The 21,534-nt window shown below is 72.6% G+C and carries 17 protein-coding genes; 5 read left to right on the top strand and 12 right to left on the bottom strand.

Translation table 11 applies throughout. The annotated features are described in order from the left end of the window. The first annotated feature begins 38 nt into the window (after nt 1-38). Nucleotides 39-551 carry a hypothetical protein gene (locus tag SM577_RS25265; protein ID WP_474588141.1) on the top strand — a complete coding sequence of 171 codons (513 nt, stop codon included), beginning with the start codon at nt 39-41 and terminating at the stop codon, nt 549-551. A 167-nt stretch (nt 552-718) separates the two neighbouring features. Then, nucleotides 719-1,309 (top strand): TIGR03086 family metal-binding protein, encoded by a 591-nt coding sequence (locus SM577_RS25260; protein ID WP_474588140.1) that lies wholly within the window; start codon nt 719-721, stop codon nt 1,307-1,309. 28 nt (nt 1,310-1,337) lie between these two features. Here the strand turns inward: SM577_RS25260 and SM577_RS25255 are convergent, their stop codons facing one another. The 3 genes from SM577_RS25255 to SM577_RS25245 all read right to left on the bottom strand — a co-directional run bounded on the left by SM577_RS25255 (nt 1,338) and on the right by SM577_RS25245 (nt 6,544). Continuing rightward, on the bottom strand, nt 1,338-2,357 hold the full coding sequence (locus SM577_RS25255) for an MBL fold metallo-hydrolase (protein WP_302917306.1): 1,020 nt from the start codon (nt 2,355-2,357) through the stop codon (nt 1,338-1,340). 232 nt (nt 2,358-2,589) lie between these two features. Next, the gene (gene wrbA / locus SM577_RS25250) at nt 2,590-3,231 is read right to left on the bottom strand and encodes an NAD(P)H:quinone oxidoreductase (RefSeq protein WP_302917307.1); all 642 of its coding nucleotides are present in this window, start codon (nt 3,229-3,231) and stop codon (nt 2,590-2,592) included. Nucleotides 3,232-3,280: 49 nt separating this feature from the next. Further along, nucleotides 3,281-6,544 (bottom strand): AfsR/SARP family transcriptional regulator, encoded by a 3,264-nt coding sequence (locus SM577_RS25245; protein ID WP_474588139.1) that lies wholly within the window; start codon nt 6,542-6,544, stop codon nt 3,281-3,283. 273 nt (nt 6,545-6,817) lie between these two features. Between SM577_RS25245 and SM577_RS25240 the strand changes: the two genes are divergently transcribed. Then, a complete protein-coding gene (locus tag SM577_RS25240) occupies nt 6,818-8,032 on the top strand; it encodes an MFS transporter (RefSeq protein ID WP_474581694.1) in 1,215 nt (404 codons plus the stop codon). A gap of 54 nt (nt 8,033-8,086) precedes the next feature. On the opposite strand, the gene SM577_RS25235 is transcribed toward SM577_RS25240, so the two are convergent. After that, a complete protein-coding gene (locus tag SM577_RS25235) occupies nt 8,087-9,199 on the bottom strand; it encodes a nucleotide disphospho-sugar-binding domain-containing protein (protein ID WP_302917310.1) in 1,113 nt (370 codons plus the stop codon). Nucleotides 9,200-9,325: 126 nt separating this feature from the next. Then, a complete protein-coding gene (locus SM577_RS25230) occupies nt 9,326-10,327 on the bottom strand; it encodes an alpha/beta hydrolase (RefSeq protein ID WP_474581762.1) in 1,002 nt (333 codons plus the stop codon). Between SM577_RS25230 and SM577_RS25225 the strand changes: the two genes are divergently transcribed. Both SM577_RS25225 and SM577_RS25220 read left to right on the top strand, forming a co-directional pair. Then, nucleotides 10,273-11,010: a TetR family transcriptional regulator gene (locus SM577_RS25225; protein ID WP_302917312.1), complete on the top strand. Its 738-nt coding sequence runs from the start codon at nt 10,273-10,275 to the stop codon at nt 11,008-11,010. The two genes, SM577_RS25230 and SM577_RS25225, sit on opposite strands and share 55 nt — an antisense overlap. A 190-nt stretch (nt 11,011-11,200) precedes the next feature. Continuing rightward, the gene (locus tag SM577_RS25220; RefSeq protein ID WP_474588138.1) at nt 11,201-11,677 is read left to right on the top strand and encodes a hypothetical protein; all 477 of its coding nucleotides are present in this window, start codon (nt 11,201-11,203) and stop codon (nt 11,675-11,677) included. Nucleotides 11,678-11,815: 138 nt separating this feature from the next. On the opposite strand, the gene SM577_RS25215 is transcribed toward SM577_RS25220, so the two are convergent. The 7 genes from SM577_RS25215 to SM577_RS25185 form a co-directional block, all read right to left on the bottom strand. Continuing rightward, nucleotides 11,816-12,802, bottom strand: coding sequence for a LacI family DNA-binding transcriptional regulator (locus SM577_RS25215; protein ID WP_302917314.1), 987 nt, complete (start codon nt 12,800-12,802; stop codon nt 11,816-11,818). A 539-nt stretch (nt 12,803-13,341) separates the two neighbouring features. After that, on the bottom strand, nt 13,342-14,901 hold the full coding sequence (locus SM577_RS25210; protein WP_474588137.1) for a non-reducing end alpha-L-arabinofuranosidase family hydrolase: 1,560 nt from the start codon (nt 14,899-14,901) through the stop codon (nt 13,342-13,344). Between the two features lie 347 nt (nt 14,902-15,248). Beyond that, nucleotides 15,249-16,751, bottom strand: a complete 1,503-nt coding sequence (gene araA, locus SM577_RS25205; protein WP_474588136.1) for an L-arabinose isomerase — start codon at nt 16,749-16,751, stop codon at nt 15,249-15,251. Nucleotides 16,752-16,777: 26 nt separating this feature from the next. Further along, nucleotides 16,778-17,770 (bottom strand): galactofuranose ABC transporter, permease protein YjfF, encoded by a 993-nt coding sequence (gene yjfF / locus SM577_RS25200; protein WP_302917317.1) that lies wholly within the window; start codon nt 17,768-17,770, stop codon nt 16,778-16,780. After that, on the bottom strand, nt 17,767-18,837 hold the full coding sequence (locus SM577_RS25195) for an ABC transporter permease (protein WP_474588135.1): 1,071 nt from the start codon (nt 18,835-18,837) through the stop codon (nt 17,767-17,769). Before SM577_RS25195 ends, yjfF begins: the two co-directional genes overlap by 4 nt. After that, nucleotides 18,834-20,375, bottom strand: a complete 1,542-nt coding sequence (locus SM577_RS25190) for a sugar ABC transporter ATP-binding protein (protein WP_302917319.1) — start codon at nt 20,373-20,375, stop codon at nt 18,834-18,836. The genes SM577_RS25195 and SM577_RS25190 overlap by 4 nt, the downstream gene beginning before the upstream one ends. A gap of 87 nt (nt 20,376-20,462) precedes the next feature. Then, nucleotides 20,463-21,455, bottom strand: coding sequence for an ABC transporter substrate-binding protein (locus tag SM577_RS25185; RefSeq protein ID WP_302917320.1), 993 nt, complete (start codon nt 21,453-21,455; stop codon nt 20,463-20,465). Nucleotides 21,456-21,534: the final 79 nt, after the last annotated feature.

Here is a 21,534-nt window from a genome sequence, read left to right as displayed (position 1 = left end):
TCTGGGCAATTCGGCGGCCTGCGGTGAGGATGGGTGCCGTGACCGTCGTTCGTGGCCTCGCCTTCGACGCATCCCGGGCCCTCGGGGCCATCGCGGCGCTCCTGACCGGGCCGATCCCGTCCGCGGGCCACCCCACCCTGGTCGACCCCGACCCGCACACCGGCGAGTGGCTGGCCACCCGTGCCGCCGGCTTCGTCCTCGCTCCGCTGTGGGAGGGACCGGACCTCACCGGCCTGCGGGACCCGGAGTGGACCGAGCAACTGGAAGCCGGCGATCGACACCTGGCCACCGTGACCGCGACGTTGGACGAGCGGTGGGGCCGGCACCGCGTCCTCACCATCGACCACCTCATCCGGAACCCGCTGGCCGACCGTCCGCCGGTCTACGACGCGCTGCTCCGGCAGGATCTCTACGGCGACCTGCACGTCTGGACGCCCGACCAGGCACCGGACCGGCGCCTCGCCGTCGTCCTCGGGCACAGCGACGGCGACCAGCCCCGCACGCTCGCCGCGCTGGTCGCCGCCGGTCCTCTCCCCGAACTGCCCGCCTGACCGGCAGCTGGATCGTCCGACGGCGCCGTAGCGGATCGGCGGGCCGCCGATCCGGCCCGCCGTGCCCGAGAGGGTGATCGGTGGTCACCAGCAGCATGCCCGAGCGAGCTGTCTTGTCGGTCCGGCCGCGTACCGTCTGGAAGGTGTCCGCGACGGAGGGAAGCCAGATGACCGACCGTAACGACAGGGTGGATTTCGAGCCCGCGGCGCGCGCGTTGGAGGCGCTGCTGCCCGGGGTCACCGACGACCAGCTCACCTCCCCCACTCCGTGCGCGAGATGGACGGTCGGCGATCTGCTCGACCACCTGATGGGGCTGACGGTCGCGTTCCGCACGGCCGCCGAGAAGGGCTCCGACGCCGCACCGGGCGGCCCGGGGGATCCCTCGGTCGCCAACCTCGACCCGCGGTGGCGCAGCCGACTGCCGGTGCGGCTCGACGAGTTGGTCGCCGCGTGGCGCGCACCGGGCGCCTGGACGGGCGAGACGGCGGCCGGCGGGGTGGTCCTGCCGGCCGAGATCATGGGCATCGTCGCGCTGAACGAACTGGTCGTCCACGGGTGGGATCTCGCCAGCGCGACCGGGCAGTCCTACGACGTCGACCACCGGACGGTCGAGACGGTCCACCGCCTGGTGTCCCAGCAGGCGAGCAGCGACGGCACCCCCGGCCTGTTCGGGCCGTCGATCACCCGGCCCGCCGGCGCTTCCCTGCTCGACCAGGTCCTCGGGCTCACCGGCCGCGACCCCGGATGGAAGCCCTAGCGACCGGCGTACGTCCCGGTCGACCCGACTACGGCAGTGCGGTCCACGGGTCCTCTCGCCGCCAGACGGTGGGCATCCGCAGCGCCACGCCCTGCGCTTCCGCCAGTTGCCGGAGGATCCCGATGGTGACGTCGAGGTTGTCACCCAGGTAGGGCAGCGCCCGTAGTGGCTGATCCAGCGAGCGGAAGAAGTCGTCCCAGTGGATGAGGATCACCCGCCGGGCTCCGACCGCCTCGACGGTGTGCCGCCAGTAGGCCCTGACGTACGCCTCGTCCAGCACGCCCAACTGACCGACTCCCAGGTATGCGACGTCGGCGCGTTGGCCGTCCAGCGCGCCGGGGACGAACCCGGCGCTGCCCTGGACGAGAGCCGTCCGTCCGCTGGTGTGCTCGACCAGGACCGACCAGGCCTCACCACACCTGTAGGCGGCTGCCCGGACGGGCGGGACGACGGGCGCCGTGATGGTCCCCGGGAACCGGTCGGGAGGGCAGTGCGCCGAGGCGACGAAGGTCAGCGTGAAGCTGCCGTACGTGACGGGTCTGGACGTTCTCACCACGTGGATCCGGTCCGCGGCGAGGCCGGCGCCACGTCCGACGTTTGCCGCCGACTCGCTGCCGACCAGCACCGCCCCGGTTCGCTGTGCGACCACCGCCGAGTCCATGACGTGGTCGAAGTGGGTGTGTACCGGGATCACGGCGGCGAGTCGGCAACCAGCCGGCGGTGGGCCGAGCCGCAGCCGGGTCAGCGCAGCGTCGATCCGGCTGTCGTTCGGACCGATCCGGCCGAGGCCGACCTTGAGCAGGGAGGGTCTGGAGAAGAAGCCGTCGGTCATGATCGCCGTCCGGCCGTCGTCCAGCAGAAGCGTCGCGACCCCGAGGAAGGTCACCCCGAGCTCGTGCGCGGCGGCCGGCGGGACGCCGAACAGCCCGGCGTGCGCGGCGATGTCGGGGCGACCGAGGCGCCTCCGTCGAGACCGTCCGCTCCGCGACGCGGTGGCCGCACCGGTGCCCGCGGGTTCGTCGTGGCGGCGCTCGGCTCGTCGGGTCATGGCCGTTCGCTCCCTCCTGGCGCGGACGGTTCCGGCTTGGCGGCACGGACGCAGCGTCGCCGGTGTGCAGCGAGTCTCGCAGGTCGTGCCGCCGAGCCGGTGGTGGGCGTAGTCCCCCGCGCGGCCCGGTAGCGCGACCGGCCCTCGACGGCGGTCGCGCTACCCGGGCAGGGTTCCGCTGGGTCGCTCGGCGCTCTCGGCGGCACACCCGTGGGGCGCCGAGCCGCCGGGGTTACCCGAGCCGGCTGTCCGCGCGGACGGCGGCGACGGCGGCCGCCATGCGGGCCAGGCGTGCGCCCTGGAAGCGGGCCGCTTCGAGGACGGCCTTGGCGTACTCCGGATCCCGGCTGGCGCGGCTCTCCACCTGGCTGACGCCGTACGGGTTCCCGCCCGCGGCGTGCGCGATGTCGTAGTTCAGGTAGCCGGTGGGCAGGATGATCGACCCCCAGTGGTGGAAGGTCTGGTAGAGGCTGAGCAGGGTCGCCTCCTGGCCACCGTGTTCCTCGTAGGTGGCCGTGAAGCCGGTCGCCGGCTTGTCGGCCAGCTCCTCCGCCTGCCACGGGGCGGTGGTGGTGTCGAGGAACTGGCGCAGCTGGGAGCAGACGTTGCCGAAACGGGTCGGCGTGCCGAAGGCGTACCCGTTGGCCCACCGGAGGTCGTCCAGGGTGGCGAGCGGGATGTCGGCGGTGGCGTCGAGGTGGGCCCGCCACTCCGGCTTGGCATCGACGACCTGCTCCGGGGCCAGCTCCGCCACCCGGCGCAGGCGCACCTCCGCGCCGGCGTCGGCGGCGCCGTCGACGAATGCCCGCGCGAGTCGGTGCACGGTGCCGGTGGCGGAGTAGTAGATGACGGCGATTCTGGCGTCCGCCTGCATGGTTGCCTCCTTGGTCGGCTCGGTTCCCGATCAACCGTGCCGAGGCGGCTTACCGGCTGCTGACCGTCGGCTTACCGACGCCGTCGAGCCCAGGTTCGTCGAGGTCCAGCCGCAGGCCGCGGCTCATCTCGGCAGCGAGTTCCTCGCCGCCGAGCGCCTCGCGGACGCGGGCGGTGATGCGCCGTACGTCATGCTGCTCGCCGGCCGGCAGTGGCGCTCCGGCTGCCTCGCGCAGCGCCCCGGCCGCGCCCAGCAGCCGCGCGGCCCGGCGGTGGTCACCGTCGAGGCTGGCGGCGCCGGCCAGGCCCTCGAGGGCCAGGGCCACGGCCCGCTGGTCTCCGGTGGCGCGCGCCGCGTCGAGCGACTCACGGTGCCGGCGCTCAGCGAGGGCGGCATCACCGCGGTGTTCGGCGATGAACCCCAACTCGGCCAGCGCGAGCGCACAGCCCGGCAGGTAGCCGGCGTGGCGGTTCCACTGGAGCAGGTCCCGCTGCCGGGCCTCGGCGGCGTCCAGGTCGCCGCGCCGCCGCGCCGCCAACGCCAGCCCGGTGCCGGCGAACGCGGCCGCGGACCGGCTCGACTGCTCCTGCGCCACCCGTAGCGCGCGCTCATGCCAGGCGACGGCTTCGTCGTGGTCGCCCCGCAGCAGCGCCAGCCGACCGAGGTGCGCCAACTGCCGGGACACCAACGTCCACAGCCGCAGGTGTTCGGCGATGCGCAGCGCCTCGCGGTGCCACGCCTCGGCGCGGTCGTAGTCGCCGCGGATCTCCGCCAGGCTCCCCAACAGGCTCGTCGGATGCACCTGACCCCAGCGGTCGCCCAACTGCCCGAACAGCGACCGGCTGACCTCGCAGTCCCGCTCGGCGGCGGACAGGTCGCTGCGGAGGACGAGCGCGAGGTCGGCGCGGGTGGCGCAGGCGGCGGCGATGCCCCACCGGTCGCCGTGGGCACGGAACGCCGCCAACGCCGCGTTGACCAGTACGGCGGCCTCGCCCGGATCCCCGGAGCCGAGCATCATCGAGGCGAACAGCCACTGCGCGAACGCGCGGTCCGGCCCGTCGGCATCCGGGTAGCTCTCCAGGACCCGCTGGCGGGGAGCGGTCGGGTCACCGTCGCGGGTGGCGAGGGCGACCAGCCACATGTCCGCATGGCGGCGAAGGGCGTCCGGCGCGACCTCCTCCTCGCTCGTCGGGACGATGTCCAGCGCCGTCCGCAGGGACCGGCCCAGCTCGCCGAAACGGCCTCGGAGCAGCCGGTACCAGGTCAACGAGGTGGCGAGCGTCAATCCGGCGCGGGCGTAACCGTCGGTGGCGGCGACGTCGAGCGCCGCCCGGAGGTTGCCGTTCTCGGCGTCGAGCTCGCCCAGCACGCGGCTCTGGTCGTGGCCCCGGAGCCGTCCGGCGGTCCGCTCGGCGAGCCGTGCGAAGCAGGCGGCGTAACGGCGCCGGGTGATGGCGAGTTCACCGGCACTGTCGAGCTGTTCGAGACCGTAGGCCGCCACCGTCTCCGGCAGCCGGTAGCGTCGCGGACTCTCCCCGTGCCGCACCATGACCAGTGACCGGTCGATCAGGCGGGCCAGCACGTCGAGCAGGTCGTCCGGGGCCACCTGCCCGCCCGAGCAGACCTGCTCGGCCGTCGCCAGGGTGGCGCCGTCGGCGAAGACCGCCAGCCGGCGCAGCACCGCGCGTTCGGGGGGCGGCAGCAGCTCCCAACTCCAGTCGATCATGGCCCGGAGCCCCTGCTGACGCGGGGGCGCGGTGCGCCGGCCGGAGGAGAGCAGCCGGAAGCGGTCGTCGAGCCGCGCGGCCAGCTCGCTCGGGTCGACCACCGGCAGCCGGGACGCGGCCAGTTCCAGCGCCAGCGGCACGCCGTCGAGACGCCGGCAGATGGTGGCGATGACGTCCGTGTCTTCCCGGTCGACGGCGAACCCGGGCTCGATGGCACGGGCGCGGGCCACGAAGAGCCGGACCGCCGGGGCCTCGACGATCTGCTCAGCGGTGGCGCCGGGCTCCGGCAGGGCCAGCGGCGGCACCGGGAAGACCACCTCGCCGGCGATCCCGAGCGGTTCGCGGCTCGTCGCCAGGATGCGCAGGTCGGCGGCGGCGCCGAGCAGCATCTCGGTCAGCTGGGCGATCGGCTCCACCACGTGCTCGCAGTTGTCGAGGAGCAACAGCATCTTCCGATCGCGCAGCGCGGCGACCAGCCGGTCCATCGGCTCGCGCGGTCGGTCGCCGGGCGGGCTGTCGTCCCGGATCTCCAGCGTCGCCGCCACCAGGTCGACGATCTCGGTGCAGGTCGCCGGGTCGCCGCAGTGCGGCTGGCCGGCCAGCTCGACGAGCCACACGCCGGCGGGGAAGGTGTCGGCCAGCATCCGCGCGGCCTCGAGCGCCAGTCTGGTCTTGCCGACCCCGCCCAGACCGGTCAGGGTGACCAGCCGCCCGTTCGTCAGGCGCTCCCGTACCGCTTCGACGGCCTCGTCGCGGCCGATCAGCCCGCCGTACGGACCGGGCGACAGGGGCGCCGGCAGGTTGGTTCGGGCCGGATTCGGCGGTGGCGCCGCCGGCTGGAGCGCCGGGTCCTGGCGCAGGATCGCCCGGTGCAGCTCGGCCAGTTCCTGCCCGGGGTCGATGCCCAGTTCGTCGCGCAGTTGCCGGCGGAACTGCTCGTAGGCGGCCAGGGCGTCACGCTGGCGTCCCGAGCCGTACAGGGCGCGCACGTGCGCGGCCCGTAGCCGCTCGCGCCACGGGTGGCGGGCGACCAGGTCGGCCAGCTCGCCGGCGAGCAGGTGGTGCTCGCCAAGCTCCAGCCGCGCCTCGGCCAGCTCCTCCAGCGCGGCCAGGTACTGGTCGTTGAGCCGCTCGGCCGCCTGGCGGACGAACCGCTCGTCGCCGAAGTCGGCGTACGGGGAACCCCGCCAGAGCGACAGCGCCTCGGTCAGCGTCGCCGCCCGCCGCGCCGGCTCCCGCTGCGCCCGCGAGCGCCCCAACAGCGCGGTGAAGCGTACGGCGTCGATCGATTCCGCCGACGTCCGCAGCCGGTAGCCGGCGTCACCGGACTCGACCAGCGCACGGCCACCGGGCTCGGCCGCCTCCAGCGCGCGGCGCAACTGCGACACCTTGGTCTGCAGGGCCCCGAGCGCGTTGCCCGGCGGCTCGTCACCCCAGAGATCCTCGATCAGGCGGTCGGCGGACACCCGACGCCCCTCGTGAACCAGCAGGTCAGCCAGGAGACCACGAACCTTCAGGCCGGGCACGGTGACGGGTTCGCCGTCCGACGTCCATACGGCGATCTCACCCAGCACCCCGAAGCGCACCGCCTCAGCCTAGCCAGCCGGCGTCCCGGCCAGCGGGCTCCGCCGACCGTGGGCAGGACCGGCGCCGACGGGCGCGGTCGCGCACGGAACGGCGCAGCGGGCTACGCCTGACCAGCGCCGACTGTCCGCGGACGCGCCCGCCCACCCGCCCCGACCGGCCAGACGGGCGGCGGCGCTTTCCCGGCCCGCCCGACCCGTACGTCAGGCGACCGTCAGTCGGCGGTAAGGGCGCTGGGCAGGCTCGATCCAGCCGATTGACACCGGAGGAGTGCGATGGATCACCTACAGCACAGCGCGGCCGCTCGCCGCGGCGGCCAGCCCGCACCGGAACGGGTGGCCACACCCTGGCTCGCCCTGCTGGCCGGCCCGCTGTCCTACGGGATCGCCGGGCCGGCCCTGGTCCTCGACGACGTGGCGCGGGCGATGGGTACCGGGGAACAGACGGCGGCCTCCGCCGTGACCGCCTTCGGCTGGGGGATCGCGTTGGGTACGCCCCTGTTGGCGGCGCTGCTGGCCCGCCGCGGCGTCCGGGCGGTCCTGACCGTCGCGACCGCGCTGGTGGTCGCGGGGACGGTCCTGCTCGTGCTGAGCCCGAACGTGCCGGTGCTGGTGGTCGGCGCGGGGGTGCAGGCCCTGGGCTCCGCCGGGCTCACCGTGACGGCCATGAAACTGGCCGACTCGGCTCGGCGGATGGGGGTGGTCACCGCCTCGCTCGCGGTCGTCGGCAGCACCGGCCCGCTGACCGGCGCGCTGGTGGCCGACTATCTCTCCTGGCCGGCGGTGCTGGCGTTGCCGCTGCTGGCGGTGCTCGCCGTGCCCGCGGCGCGGCGCGGCGCGGCACCGCGGGAAGCGGCGCCGGCGTCGTTCGATCCGCTCGGCATGGCGCTCCTCGCCCTGCTGGTCACCGCGGCGGTTCTCACCCCGCACCGGCCGCTGGTGGCCGGCCCGGCCACCGTCGCGCTGCTGCTGGTGCTCGCGGCCCGGACGAAGGCGCGGCCCGACGGCTTCCTGCCCGCCGCGGTGGCCCGCAACGGCCGGTTCCTCGCGGCGAGCGCGCTGGCCTTCACGCTGGGTGTGGTGAACTTCGGCCTGCTCTACACCGCGCCGGAGCTGCTGCGGGAGCACGCGGGATGGGACGGCACCCGCAGCGGGATCTGGCTACTGGCGCCGTACCTGCTCGGCGGCTTCGGCTCGGCATTCCTGGTCGCGGCGTCCGCGCGGGCGCCGCACCGGGTGGTGGCCGTCGCACTGCTCGCCGCCGGCGCCGCCGCGCCGCTGCTGGCGGCGGCCACCACCGTCGTACCGCTGCTGCTCGCGGCGATGGCGCTCGGCTCCCTGGCCGCCTCGACCGGCCAGGGCGTGCTCGCCCTGCGCGCGGCGGGCGTCGTGCCCGCCTCGCGCGAGGCCGAGGCCCTGGGTCTGTTCAACCTCGCCTACCTGCTCAGCGTCGCGTTCGGACCAGCGATCGCCGTGATGCTGTCGCAGTGACCGGTGCCGAGCCGGCGGCGCCGCGGCCGCCTGGCGCCGATCGGCGGCAGGCTCTCAGCGGACCAGCGCGACCAGCCGCGGCACCAGCTCGGCCGGGTCCGGCATGGCGGCGATCTCCCGGCCGACCTGGGCCGCGGCATCGCGCAGCGCGGCGTCGGTGAGCAGCCGGGTCAGCACGTCGGGGCTGATGGCACGGGGGGCGGCGGCGATGCCGGCGCCGCGGGCCGCCACCAGCTCGGCGTTGTGCCGGCGGTCACCCGCGCCGACCGTGACCAGCTGCGGCACCCCGGCGGCGAAGGCGCCGTAGACGCTGCCGGCGCCACCGTGGTGCACCAGCGCCGCGGCCGCCGGCAGCGCCGCCGCCAGCGGGATCCAGCCCACGGTACGGACGTTGCCGGGCAGCGTCCCCCGGGCCAGCCGCTCCTCCGGCCGGACCAGGACGAACTCCGCGTCCACCCGCTCCGCCGCGGCCACCACGGCACGCATCGGGCCACCCGAGCCGGGACCGGCCACGGTGCTGCGGCTGACCAGCACCCGGGGGCGCTCACCCGGCTCGCGCAGCCACTCCGGCAGCTCACCACCGCCCACGTACGCGCCGTAGCGCATCGGCCAGCCGTCCTGCCGCAGCACGCTCGGCGGCGCCACCGCGACGGCGGCCGCCGGCGGCGGCAGCTCGGCCAGGCCGTGCCGGCGCAGCGCCGCGTCGAGCCGGGCCACCGTCGCCCGGACCAGCTCCCGCCCGTCGAACAGGGTGTTCTCCTGGCGGACCGCCGGCACGCCGAGCCGGGCCGCGGCAACCGCCCCGGCCACCGCGAACGGCTCGTGCAGCACCAGGTCCGGCCGCCACTCCTCGGCCAGCGCGACCACCCCGTCGGCGAGCTGGTCGTTCACCGTGCCGAAGAGTGCCCCGGCGCCCCGGGTGCCGCCCCGGCCGGCCAGTTCGGCGCGGGCCAGCAGCGGATGGCGCAGCATCACCCCCCGCGCGATGCGCCCGAAGTCGAACGCCGGCGCCACGTCGCGCACCGGCAGCCCCGAGCGGGCCACGTCCAGCCCGTCGGCGGCCGTGGCCACCAGCACGTCGTGCCCGGCGTCGCGCAGCGCGACGGCCAGCGGGACGAGCGGAAAGACGTGACCGATCAGAGGCGCGGAGACGATCAGGACGCGCATGAGTTGATCCTAACGGTCGAATTGTTCTCTATGGACGGACTCAGCTCCGGGTGCCCGTTGGGGCGGATCCGGTCGCCGCTGCCGATGCCCCGGCCACGGGCCTGTCCGCAACGGCGGAGGGGACGGCTAGGACGCAAGACCGAGCGCTTCGCTGATGAAGGCGATCTGATCCGACGCGACGGTCTGCCGGGTCCGCGGGTCGGTGTAGAACGAGAAGTGCGTACCCGGATAGAGCTTGAGCGTCCCGTGCGGGGCGCGCTCGGCGAGCTGGCTGCTCAACTCCACGGGCGTCTCCGCGTCGTCGGTGGCGAGGCAGACCAGCAGTGGCACGGCCAGCCGTGCGGCGGCGTCCGCGGGGTGGTAGCGCATCATCCGCAGGGTCGCGCGGGGTGCCACCTGGTTGCGCCACAGCGAGTCCTCGCCGGACAGGGTGCGGATGTGCTCCTTGGCCGCCGCCGCGTTGGTGATCGCGATCTCACCCGGTTCACCGACCAGTGGAATGTAGTGCGGTGTCAGGCCGAGCCTGCCCCGGAGTGCGTCCCGCAGGATGGCCGCCATGAGCCGCAGGCTCTGCGCCGTCGACCGGCCCTCGGCGCGGCGCGGGAACCCGTTGAACGGGATCTGCGCCACCACGGCGGCGATCCGCGGGTCGTCCGCCGCCACGGTGATCGCGTGGGCGCCGCCGAGGGAGTTGCCCCACAGGACGACCCGGTGGGCGTCGACGCCCCGGTCGGCCCGGGCACAGGCCACCGCCGCCCGCACGTCGGCGAGCTGACCGTCGACGTCGACGACCTGGCGCGGATCGCCGTCGCTGCGCCCGAAGCTGCCGTAGTCGAACACCAATGCCGCCAGCCCGGCGGCGGCGAAGACCTCGGCCCACGTGTAGAGGCGGTCCATGGTGCTGCCGAAGCCGGAGCACATCACCACGCACGGCACCGGGTGCGACCCCTCCGGCCGGTACAGGCGACCGCCTCGCCGGCCACCGTCGCTCGGGAAGGACACGTCGACTGCAGTAAACTGACCCATGGTCAGTATGATAGCAACCGTACTTACCTGCGGTAGGGAGCAGTGGCATGACGAGGCAGCGCATCCTGACGGTCGCGGCGGCGCTGTTCGCCGAACGCGGATACCGGGCCACCTCCATGCAGGAGATCGCCGACCGGGTCGGCATCACGAAGGCCGCGCTCTACTACCACTTCGCCGCCAAAGAGGACGTGCTCCACGAGCTGACCGGTCCGGTGCTCGACGAACTGGAGCAGGCGTTGAACGAGGCGGAGGCCGCCGGTGATGCGGAGACGGTGCGCTGGCGCGCGATCGAGGCGTTCCTCGACGTGCACCTGCGCCACCGCGACACGCTGCTCATGCTGGTCCGCGACATGACCCTGCTCGTGCAGGCGCCGGTCGCCGACCGCTTCCGGGCCGCCATCGCCCTGGCGAACACCCTCGTCAGCGGCCCCCGCCCCGGGCTCGCCCAGCGGGTGCGCGCGGCCCAGGTGGTCGCCGGGCTGGCCGATCCCGTGGTGATCTTCCGGGACGTGCCACCCGCCAAGCTCCGGCGACTGATCCTCGACGGCACGCGCACGCTGCTGGCGGTGGACGGCCCGGTCGCCGACGGTCCGCGGCCGTCCGACGCGGGCGTCGCACCCGAGCCGCGCACCCGCCGGGCCGGTGGGCGACCGGCGGCATTGACCGCCGCGGACGCGGAGGAGGTCCGCCGACTGCGGGAGACCGACCGGCTCGGCGTCGACGAGTTGGCCGAACGGTACGGCGTCTCGCGGGCCACCATCTATCGCATTCTCAAAACCGGGTAAGGTTTTAAAACACGCACCAGGTTTTGAGACAGCGGCGTCGGGCGACACGCTGGGCCCCGTCACGGCCGGGCTGCGCCGGCACCCGGCTCGACACCGACGGCATTCCGTCAGATGCCCGTTCCGCCGCAACCCCACCCGCCGGGCGGGCGTGTAGCCGGTTGTCGCAGTCCACGCCGGAACCGGAGGAACGATGAACCTGTCAGCTCTACGCGCCCTCGCGCCGATCACCGTCCTAGTGGGCCTCGCGGCCTGCACCGCCACCTCGCCCGCTCCCGTAGCCGGGTCCGGCACACCGTCCGCCGCGACCAGCACCGCGCCCGCCCCCGGTGCGGCGCCGTCCGCCTCCAGCAATGCGCCGACCGACGGCGCGGCGTCGACCACGCCGGCCGCCGCCGGGGCCGCCTGCCCGGTCAGCGCCGCCACCCTGCAGCGGGTGTCGGGGCTGAAGGACACCCACCGGATCGACGCGGCGCAGATCAGGTGCGCGCGCCGGTGGGCCACGGCCGGCGTGATCGCTGTCGACCCGCGGATGCAGGGCGACGGTGTGCTGCTGTTCGAGCACTCGGCCGGCCGGTGGAAGAAGGTGGGCGAGGGCAGCGCGCTCGAATGCCGCCCGTTCGGCATCCCCCCGGAGATCGGCGACGAGGTCGGCTGCCGCGACCACTGAGCGCACCCGATGGAGCCGGCGGCGACAGGCCGATCAGTCGATCCGAGGTTGCCGCACCAGCCCGAGAATCGCGGCTGCCGTCGAGACGGGGCTTTTCGCGACAGCCGTTCCATGGTCGTGAAGCCCCGTCCCGGTGGCTCAGCGGCGCGGCCGGCCGACGCTGCGACGGGAGATGAGGGTCGGTGCGATGGTCCGCCGCAGCGGGCCTGCCACGTCCGACTCGATCTGGGCCAGCAGCAGTTCCAGGCTCGCCCGGCCGACCGCGGCGAAGTCGGGCCGCACCGTCGTCAGCGGCGGGATGAAGTAGGCCGCCTCGGGTACGTCGTCGAAGCCGACCACGCTGATGTCGTCCGGCACCCGCCGGCCGTGCTCGTGCAGGGCCCGCAGCACACCGAGGGCCAGGTGGTCGTTGGCGGTGAAGACGGCGGTAACCTCCGGCATCCGGGCCAGCATCTGCCCGCACCGGTATCCGGCCGCGGCCGACCAGTCCGCCGGCACCAGGGGCGGCACCTCGGCTCCGGCCGCCCGCAACGCCTCCTGCCATCCTTCGATCCGCCCGGCGCTGTCGAACCAGTCCGGCGGCCCGGAGACGTGCCAGACCGTCCGGTGCCCGGCGTCGAGGAGATGCTGCGTCGCGGCTCGGGCACCGGCGACCTGGTCGACCGTCACCAGGGGGACCGGCCGGCGGGGATCGCCGTCGACGGTCACCAGGGGCACGTCGTGGGGCAGCCGCTCGAGGGCCTCCCCGGCCGACTCGACCGGGGCGATCACCACGATGCCGGCGACCCGGTGCGCCAGGTGCCGCTCCACCGCGGCCGAGATCGACCGATGGTCGAGGTCGCGCACGCTGCCGACGCTGACCGCGAAGCCGACCTCGGCCGCGGCCTGTTCGAGGGCGGCCAGCAGCGAGGCCGGGCCGTAGAGGGTGGTGTTCTGCGCCACCACGCCGATCACCTGGGACTTACCGGTGACCAGCGCGCGGGCGGCGCGGTTGGGGCGGTAGCCGAGTTCGGCGATCGCCGCCTGGACCCGCAGCCGGGTCTGCTCGCGCACGTTCGGGTGGCCGTTGAGGACCCGGGACACCGTCTGGTGGGAGACGCCGGCGAGGCGAGCCACGTCCGTCATCGCAGGACCGCGCACGGCCACCTCGCCTTCCCCCCACGTGCCCGTGGCGACCGCGCCCGGTCGGGTGCGACGGGGACCGGCCGGTGGCACGAATCGCTCACGCGGCCGCCGCGGCGGTTCTTCCGAAGCGACCGATAATGGATCGCCGACAGTCTACGCCAGCTGTCCCGCCGGACCGGGCGCGGCCGAACCCGCCGGCTCGCATTCCGTATCCGGGTGCGCGGAATTGGCGCCGACATTCGTCGTTTCGACACCGGCGGCGCACGTCACCCGGCTCTCGTGCCGCACCCCGGGCCTTTTCCCGTGCCACCCTCAGCAAAGCGGTGCCGTTGCCGGTGAATGTCGCGCTGCCGTCGGGGAGAACCGACATATTGTCACCGCGCCCAATGGCAGATGCCGTCGTCGGAAATGGGGATTCGATATCCCAGGAAGAACTCCCGGTCATTGTCGAAGCTCGGCGCGGTGCAGCGGACGACGTTCGAGGCCGGTGAGGCTGGCGGGCCGGCGCCCCCACCCTCCCGGTGGGGGCGCCGGCGCTGTCAGCAGGTCGAGTTGGTCTGCGTCAGCAGACCCATCCGCCAGGGCAGCGAGATGTACTCGCCACCGGCGCCCGGGTCCTGTCCCTGGTAGAGGAACTGCAACCGGCAGGGGTTGACCGGCACTGTCTGGTCGTTGCCGGACCGGATCAGCTCACCGTGGCTGAAGTCCTGCGTCCACGCGGTCCCGGCGAACGTCACGTTGTTGCGGTGTGCGAACGGGTTGGACTCGGTGGCCAGGTGCGGCGTCCAGGAGCCGTTGAGGCTGCCGGAGGTGAAGGACCGGTACCAGCGGCGGCCGTTGCTGCCAATCGCCTCCTGGAGCAGCAGGTACTGGTCGGCGCCCGCCACCTTGTACACCGCGGTGCCCTCGAACAGGTTGAACGCGTTCGCGTCGCGCAGCGCGAACTGGGTGTTGCCGAACCCGTTCGGGAAGTTCGCCAACGTCGTCTGCGACCGGTAGATGTTGCCGTTGTCGTCGCTGGAGAACAGGTAGCAGTTGGCGGTGTCGCAGATCATCCAGAAGTCGAGCCAGGCGCCGTTGCCCTTGTTCTGGGTGACGATCGCCGGCTCGCTGCTCATGAAGTTGCGGGGCGTCGTCCAGGACCGCGGGTTGCTCGGGTCGGTGCTGGTCGAGTACGTCGGCAGCCCGGTCTGGTAGACCATGTACCACAGGTTGTGCGGGGCGAAGTAGAAGATGTGCGGCGCCGCCCGGTAGCCCCGCCCGATCGGGGTCGCGGTGTCGAGGTAGGTGTGCGTCGCGGCATTCGCCTGCGGCCAGTCCGGGAACGAGAAGTGCACCAGGTTCCAGCCCTGCGACGGGCTGGCCGTGGTCGCGTACACCTGCCACGCGTTGTTGTGGCGTACCACCGTGTAGTCCTTGATCGCCCGGATGTCGGGGTGGGCCGCGTCCGGCTTCGGACCGGCGAGGACGCCGCTGGAACTCCACCGGATCGACGACGGCAGGCTGCCACCGGGGTTTTCGGAGTCACCGACGCGGACGAGTTGCCACTGCTGGTTGGCCCCACCCCAGTCGTCGTACTGCACCACGTTCGCGCCGTCGGCCGTCGAGGCGCCCTGCACCTCCAGCGCCTTGTTCGAGTTCCGGTTGACCAACCGCACGTAGCCCCCGGCCGAGTCCGCCAACCGGAACTGCTGGTTGGTGCCGTTGTGATCCGACCACTGCACGACGCTCGCACCGTTGGCCGTCGAGAAGTTGTACACGTCCAGCACCTTGCCGGAGTGCCGCGACTTCAACCGGTAGTAACCACCACCGGAATCCACGAACTGCCACTGCTGCCAGTTCCCGTCGTTGCGCGACCACTGCGTGATCCGCGCCCCGTCGTTCGTGGCCAGGTTGTACACGTCCAACGCCTTACCACTGTTGCGGTTCACCAACACGTACCACGCGTTGGTGTCCACCGTCGCCGCCGACGCCGGCGAGGCGGACACCGCGACGAGCGTGCCGCCGAGCACCACCACCGCCGCGGTGGCGGCGGCGAGCCGGGACAGCCGTCCGGGGCGAGGCGGCACAGCGGGGCTGGGCCCACCGATGGCAACCATGCTTCTCCTTCGGGATCAGGAACGGGAAACGAGTCCGCTGGCCGGCATCCCGGGCACCCGGCACACACCGGACCTGTCCCGCAAGCCCGCTGTGATCGTTAACAAGCCTGCCTCTGCCCGACGAGGCGCTCGATTCCCAACGAACCGCGGGGGACGATTTCAGGCCCGGACTACCCGGATGCACGACCGTCTATACGTTCGACTGTGAGCGATAACAACACGTTAGTCAAGACGTATCTTCGACCGGCCGGACCGCCGGGCGGAGACACGCGGGTGGCACTCCCCGACCGGGGCGGCCACCCACGCTTGTCGGTGTGTCCGGGGTTGTCGCGGAGCAGCCCGTGGACTCAGAACCCCCGGGCGAGCCGGTAGTACGCCTGACTCCAGCGGATCTCGTCGGCGAAGCGCCGCGGGTCGGTGTCGGCGTCGATGACGACCAGCTCGGTGCGAGTCATCTCGGCGAGGTCGTGCAGCTCCTCCACGCCGACGGCCTGCGACAGCACGGTGTGGTGCGGGGCGCCGGCGGTGATCCAGGCCTCCGCCGAGCCGGCGAGGTGCGGACGGGGCCGCCAGACGGCCCGGGCCACCGGCAGCCGGCGCAGCGGGCGCGGTGGCGTCACCACGTCGACCTCGTTGGCGACCAGGCGGAAGCGCTCCCCCATGTCCGCCAGGCCCAGCACCACCGCCGGCCCCGGGGCGGCGTCGAAGACCAACCGGACCGGATCCTCCCGGCCACCGATGCTCAACGGGTGGATCTCGACGCTCGGGGTGTCCGCGGCGATGCTCGGGCACACCTCGAGCATGTGGGCACCGAGCACCAGTTCGTCGCCCGGAGTGAGGTCGTAGGTGTAGTCCTCCATGAACGACGTCCCGCCCTCGACGCCGACCGCCATCGCCTTGAGCGTGTGCACCAGCACCGAGGTCTTCCAGTCGCCCTCGCCACCGAAGCCGAAGCCGTCGCTCATCAGCCGCTGCACGGCGATGCCGGGCAGTTGGCGCAGGCCGCCGAGGTCCTCGAAGTTGGTGGTGAAGGCCCGGAAGCCGCCCTCGTCGAGGAAGGCGCGCAGGCCCAGTTCCAGCCGTGCGGCGTAGCGCAGCGAGTCGTGGCGGGCCCCGCCCGGGCGCAGCCGCGGGTCGACCCGGAACGTGTCGTCGTACTCCTTGACCAGGTCGTCGATCTCCGCCTCGGCCACCTCGTCGACCACCGCGACGAGGTCGTTGACGCCGTAGGTGTTCACCGACACACCGAAGCGCAACTCGGCCTCGACCTTGTCGCCCTCGGTCACGGCGACATCGCGCATGTTGTCCCCGAAGCGGGCCAGCCGCAGTGAGCGCATCGCCGACCAGCCCAGCGCCGCCCGGGACCAGGCGCCGACCCGCGCGATCACCCGCGGATCGCTCACGTGGCCGGCGACGGTCTTGCGGGCGACGCCCAACCGGGTCTGGATGAAGCCGAACTCGCGGTCGCCGTGGGCCGCCTGGTTCAGATTCATGAAGTCCATGTCGATTTCGTCCCACGGCAGCAGGACGTTGGCCTGGGTGTGCAGGTGCAGCAGTGGTGTCTGCAGCGCGTCCAGGCCGGCGATCCACATCTTGGCCGGCGAGAAGGTGTGCATCCAGGCGATCACCCCGACCGCTCCCTGCACGGCCGCGTCCCGACAAGCCTTCAGGATGTCGGTGCTGGAGGTCAGCACCGGCTTCCAGACCACCCGGACCGGGATGCCCGGCGCGGCGTCGAGCTGCGCGGCGATCTGCCGGGACTGGTCGGCGACCTGCCGCAGGGTGTCCTCGCCGTACAGGCCCTGGCTGCCGGTGAGGAACCAGACCTCGGGTTCAGGATGCGTTGCCATGGAGTTGCCTTCCGCGAGAGGGGCGGTCACTTGAAGCGGATGCCGATGAGGCGCTGCAGGAGGATGAAGGCGAAGAGCAGGCCACCGATCACGATCCGGGTCCACCAGGAGTTGAGACTCCCGTCGAACGTGATCAGGGTCTGGATGACGCCCAGCACCAGCACGCCCAGGACGGTGCCGAAGACGTAGCCGGACCCGCCGGTGAGCACGGTGCCGCCGATGACGACGGCGGCGATCACGTCCAGCTCCATGCCGACGGCGATCAGCGGGGCGCCGGACAGCGTGTAGAACGACAGCAGGATGCCGCCGATCGCCGAGCAGAGCCCGCTGACCGTGTAGACGGCGATCCGGGTACGGCCCACCGGCAGGCCCATCAACAGCGCCGACTGGGAACTGCCGCCGATCGCGTACACGGTGCGGCCGAATCGGGTGTACGCCAGCACGTACGCGGCGACGAGGACGACCGCGAACGCGATGAGCACGCTGACCGACACGAAGTTCCCCCGCGGGTCACCGATGCGCTCCTGCGACACCGCCGTCCAGAAGCCATCGGTGATCGGGATGGACGAGTCGCTGATGAACGTGCACATGCCGCGGGCGAAGAACATTCCCGCGAGGGTCACGATGAACGGCTGGATGTCGAAGAAGTGGATCGCGCAGCCCATCAGGAACCCGAGCACCGGGCCGATCAGCAGGGCGACGACGAGCACCAGGGCCGCGGGCACGCCGTCCTGGAGCAGGGCGGCCGACACCATCGCGGTCATCGCGACCACCGAGCCGACCGACAGGTCGATGCCGCCGGTGAGGATCACGAAGGTCATGCCGACCGCGACCACGAGGAGGAAGCCGTTGTCGATGAAGACGTTGAAGACGACCTGGATGCCGGAGAACGCCCGGTACTGGGACACCCCGATGCCGTACATGACCAGCAGCAGGGCGAGGGTGGCCAGGACCGGTACGTGCCGGCGGGCCAGCGTGGGCCGCCAGGCGCGACCGGTGGTCAACGAGGTGCTGCTCATGCCGGCACCTGCTCCTTCTCGCGCTGCCGCAACTCCGGCCGGGGCGCGCCGCCGCGCCGACGCCGGGTGAGCGTGGCGCGGAAGGCCGGCGACTGGATGAGGCAGACGGCGATGACGACGACCGCCTTGAACAGCAGGGACGTCTGCGGCGAGATGTTCATGGCGTACACCGTGGTGGTGAGGGTCTGGATGAGCAGCGCGCCGAGGATGGTGCCGCCGAGCGAGAACCGGCCGCCGGCCAGCGACGTGCCGCCGATGACCACCGCGAGGATCGCGTCGAGTTCCACCCAGAGGCCGGCCGCGTTGCCGTCGGCGCTGGAGACGTTGGCGGTCATCATGAAGCCGGCGAGCGCGGCACAGGCGGCGCTGACGACGTAGACCAGGAAGACGGTACGGCTGGAGCGGATGCCGGCCAGCCGGCTGGCCTCGGCGTTGCCGCCGACCGACTCGACGATCAGGCCGAGAGCCGTGCGGCGGGTGAACGCGGCGACCAGCAGGGCCGCCGCGAGGGCGATGACGATGGCCAGCGGCAGGGTCAGGACGTGCCCGAGCCCGATCGCCCGGTAGGGGCCCGAGTTGACGGTGATGATCTGGCCCTCGGTGATGAGCTGGGCCAGGCCCCGGCCCGCCACCATCAGGATCAGCGTGGCGATGATGGGCTGGATGCCGATCACGGCGACCAGTACGCCGTTCCAGGCGCCGAGCACGAGCGCGGCGCCGACGGCCAGCGCGAGCGCGGTGAACACGCTGGCGAGGCTGTTCTGGTCGGGCGCCTCGCTGATGTAGAGACAGGCGATGGCGCCGCTGATGGCGCAGAGCGAGCCGACGGACAGGTCGATTCCGCCGGTCGCGATGACCAGGGTCATGCCCAGCGCGACCAGGATCAGCGGCGCGCTCAGCCGCAGGATGTCGATCGGGGTGCCGTAGAGGTGCCCGTTCTTGACCTCGATGGACAGGAAGCCGGGTCGGTGGATCGCGTTCGCCGCGATCATGGCCACCAGCACCAGCGCGGGCCAGAACAGGCGATGGCCGGTCAGCCGGCGGAAACGGTCGGCGACGCCGCTCATCGGATCGCCTCCCCACTGCCGGCGCCACGCGCGATCGTCCGCATCACGCCGTCGGCGTCGAGGGCGTCGTCGTTGTCGAGCTGGGCCACCATCGTCCGGTCGCGCATGACGGCGACCCGGTGGCTGAGCCGCAGCACCTCCTCCAGCTCGGCGGAGATGAACAGCACCGCCATTCCGCCGTCGGAGAGCTCCAGCACCAGCTTCTGGATCTCGGCCTTCGCGCCGACGTCGATGCCGCGGGTGGGCTCGTCGAGGATCAGCAGCCGCGGCTCCGTGATGAGCCAGCGGGCCAATAGCACCTTCTGCTGGTTGCCGCCGGAGAGGTTGCGCACCGGCAGTTCCGGATCGGCCGGCCGGATGCTGAGCGCCTTGACGTACCTCTCCACCAGCTCGTCCTGCCGGCGCCGGGGGATCGGCCGCAGCCAGCCGCGGGCCGCCTGCATCGCGAGGATCATGTTCTCGCGGACCGACAGCTCGGGGATGACGCCCTCCGCCCGGCGGTTCTCCGAGCAGAAGCCGACCCCGCGGTCGATGGCCTGGACCGGGCTGCGCAACGACACCCTCCCGCCGTCCAGCGTGACCTGCCCGTGGTCGGCGCGGTCGGCGCCGAAGAGCAGCCGCGCCACCTCGGTGCGGCCGGAGCCGAGCAGGCCGGCCAGTCCGACCACCTCGCCGGCGTGGATGCGCAGGCTGAACGGGGCGACCGCTCCCCTGCGGCCCAGCTCGGCGGCGTCCACCAGCGGTGCCGCGGCGGACCGCACGGCGACCGTCCGCTTCTGCTGCTCGTCGAGGCGCTCCAGGACGTCGAGTTCCTTGCCGAGCATCTTCTCGACGAGGCTGAACTGCGGCAGCTCGCCCGTCCGGTACTCCCCCACCAGGGTGCCGTTGCGCAGCACCGTGATCCGGTCGGCCACCGCGTACACCTGGTCGAGGAAGTGGGTGACGAACAGGATCGCGATGCCCTGGTCACGGAGCTGTCGCATGATCCGGAACAGCTGTGCCACCTCGCCGGCGTCCAGGCTGGAGGTCGGCTCGTCGAGGATCAGCACCCGGGCCCGCACGTCGATCGCCCGGGCGATGGCGACCATCTGCTGCACGGCCAACGAGTACGTGCCGAGCTGCGCGGTGACGTCGAGATCGAGGTCGAGCCGGGCCAGCAGTTCCCGCGCCCGCCGGCGCATCTCGCCCCACCTGATGGCACCCAGGCGACGCGGCTCCCGGCCGATGAAGATGTTCTCCGCCACCGACAGGTTGGTGCAGAGATTCACCTCCTGGTAGACGGTGCTGACGCCGGCGGCGGCCGCCCGCATCGGACCGGTGAAGGCGACCTGCTCGCCGGCGAGGGTGATGGTGCCCGCGTCGATCTCGTAGACGCCGGTCAACACCTTGATCAGGGTCGACTTGCCGGCGCCGTTCTCGCCCATCAGGGCGTGGACCTCGCCGGGAAACAGCCGGAAGTCGACGTCGTGCAGCGCGCGGACCCCCGGAAAGGTCTTGCTGATCCCGGTCATGGTCAGGACCGGAGGGCTACCCGTCATCCCATCAGACCTCTTCTGGATGGTGTCGGTACGGAGTCGAGCGACGGGGCGGGGCCGCCGCCGGTCGGACGGCGACCCCGGCGTCGGTCAGTACTTGCGGTTGGGCAGCGCCTCCTTGGCCTGCTCCTGCGTGAAGGTGGTCTCCTCGGTCTCGATCCGGGGCGGCACCGCCTCGCCGGCGTGGACCTTCTTCACCAGGTCCATCAGCTGCGGCCCGAGCAGCGGGCTGCACTCGGCGATGAAGTTGAACTTGCCGTCCGCGAGGGCCTGCATGCCATCCTTCACCGCGTCGATGGTGATGATGACGATGTCCTTGCCCGGCGTCTTGCCGGCCGCGGTGATGGCCTCCAGCGCGCCCAGCCCCATGTCGTCGTTGTGCGCGAACAGCACGTCGATGTCCGGGTTGGCCTTGAGGAACTGCTCCATCACCTGCTTGCCCCCGGCTCGGGTGAAGTCACCCGACTGGGAGGCAACGATCTTGAGGTTCGGGTTCGCGGCGATCGCGTCGGCGAAGCCCTTCTTGCGGTCGTTGGCCGGCGCCGAACCCGTGGTGCCCTGCAGCTCGACGATGTTCACCGGCCCGGTCGCCGACTTGGTGTGCTCGATGAGCCACTCGCCGGACAGCCGGCCCTCCTTGATGAAGTCCGAGCCGAGGAACGTCTTGTAGAGGGTCTTGTCCGCCGAGTCGACGGCGCGGTCGGTGAGGATAACGGGGATGCCGGCGTCCTTGGCCTCCTTCAACACCGTGTCCCATCCGGACTCCACCACCGGCGAGAAGGCGATCACGTCGACCTTCTGCTGGATGAAGTTGCGGATCGCCTTGATCTGGTTCTCCTGCTTCTGCTGGGCGTCGTCGAACTTCAGCTCGATCCCCGCCTGGGCGGCGGCCTCCTTGATCGAGGTGGTGTTCGCCGTCCGCCAGCCGCTTTCCGCGCCGACCTGGGAGAAGCCCAGAACGATCTTGTCGCCGGCGCCGGAACCGCCGCCGGTGTCACTGTTGCCGCAGGCCGCCAGGCTGCCCGCGAGCAGCACCGTGGCGACGGTCGCGATGATGGCGCGTGCTGTTCCCGTGGTTCTCATCGGTTCTCCTCGGGGGTTGGGTCGACCGGATCGCGGCTCGGCGGCGTGCGGCCCGGCTGTGGTGGTGGGGGCGGGTGCG

It is taken from the genome of Micromonospora desertarenae (genome assembly GCF_056150265.1).
The sequence above is the reverse complement of the archived record's forward strand: the minus strand, read 5'-3'. Positions and strand labels throughout refer to the sequence as shown.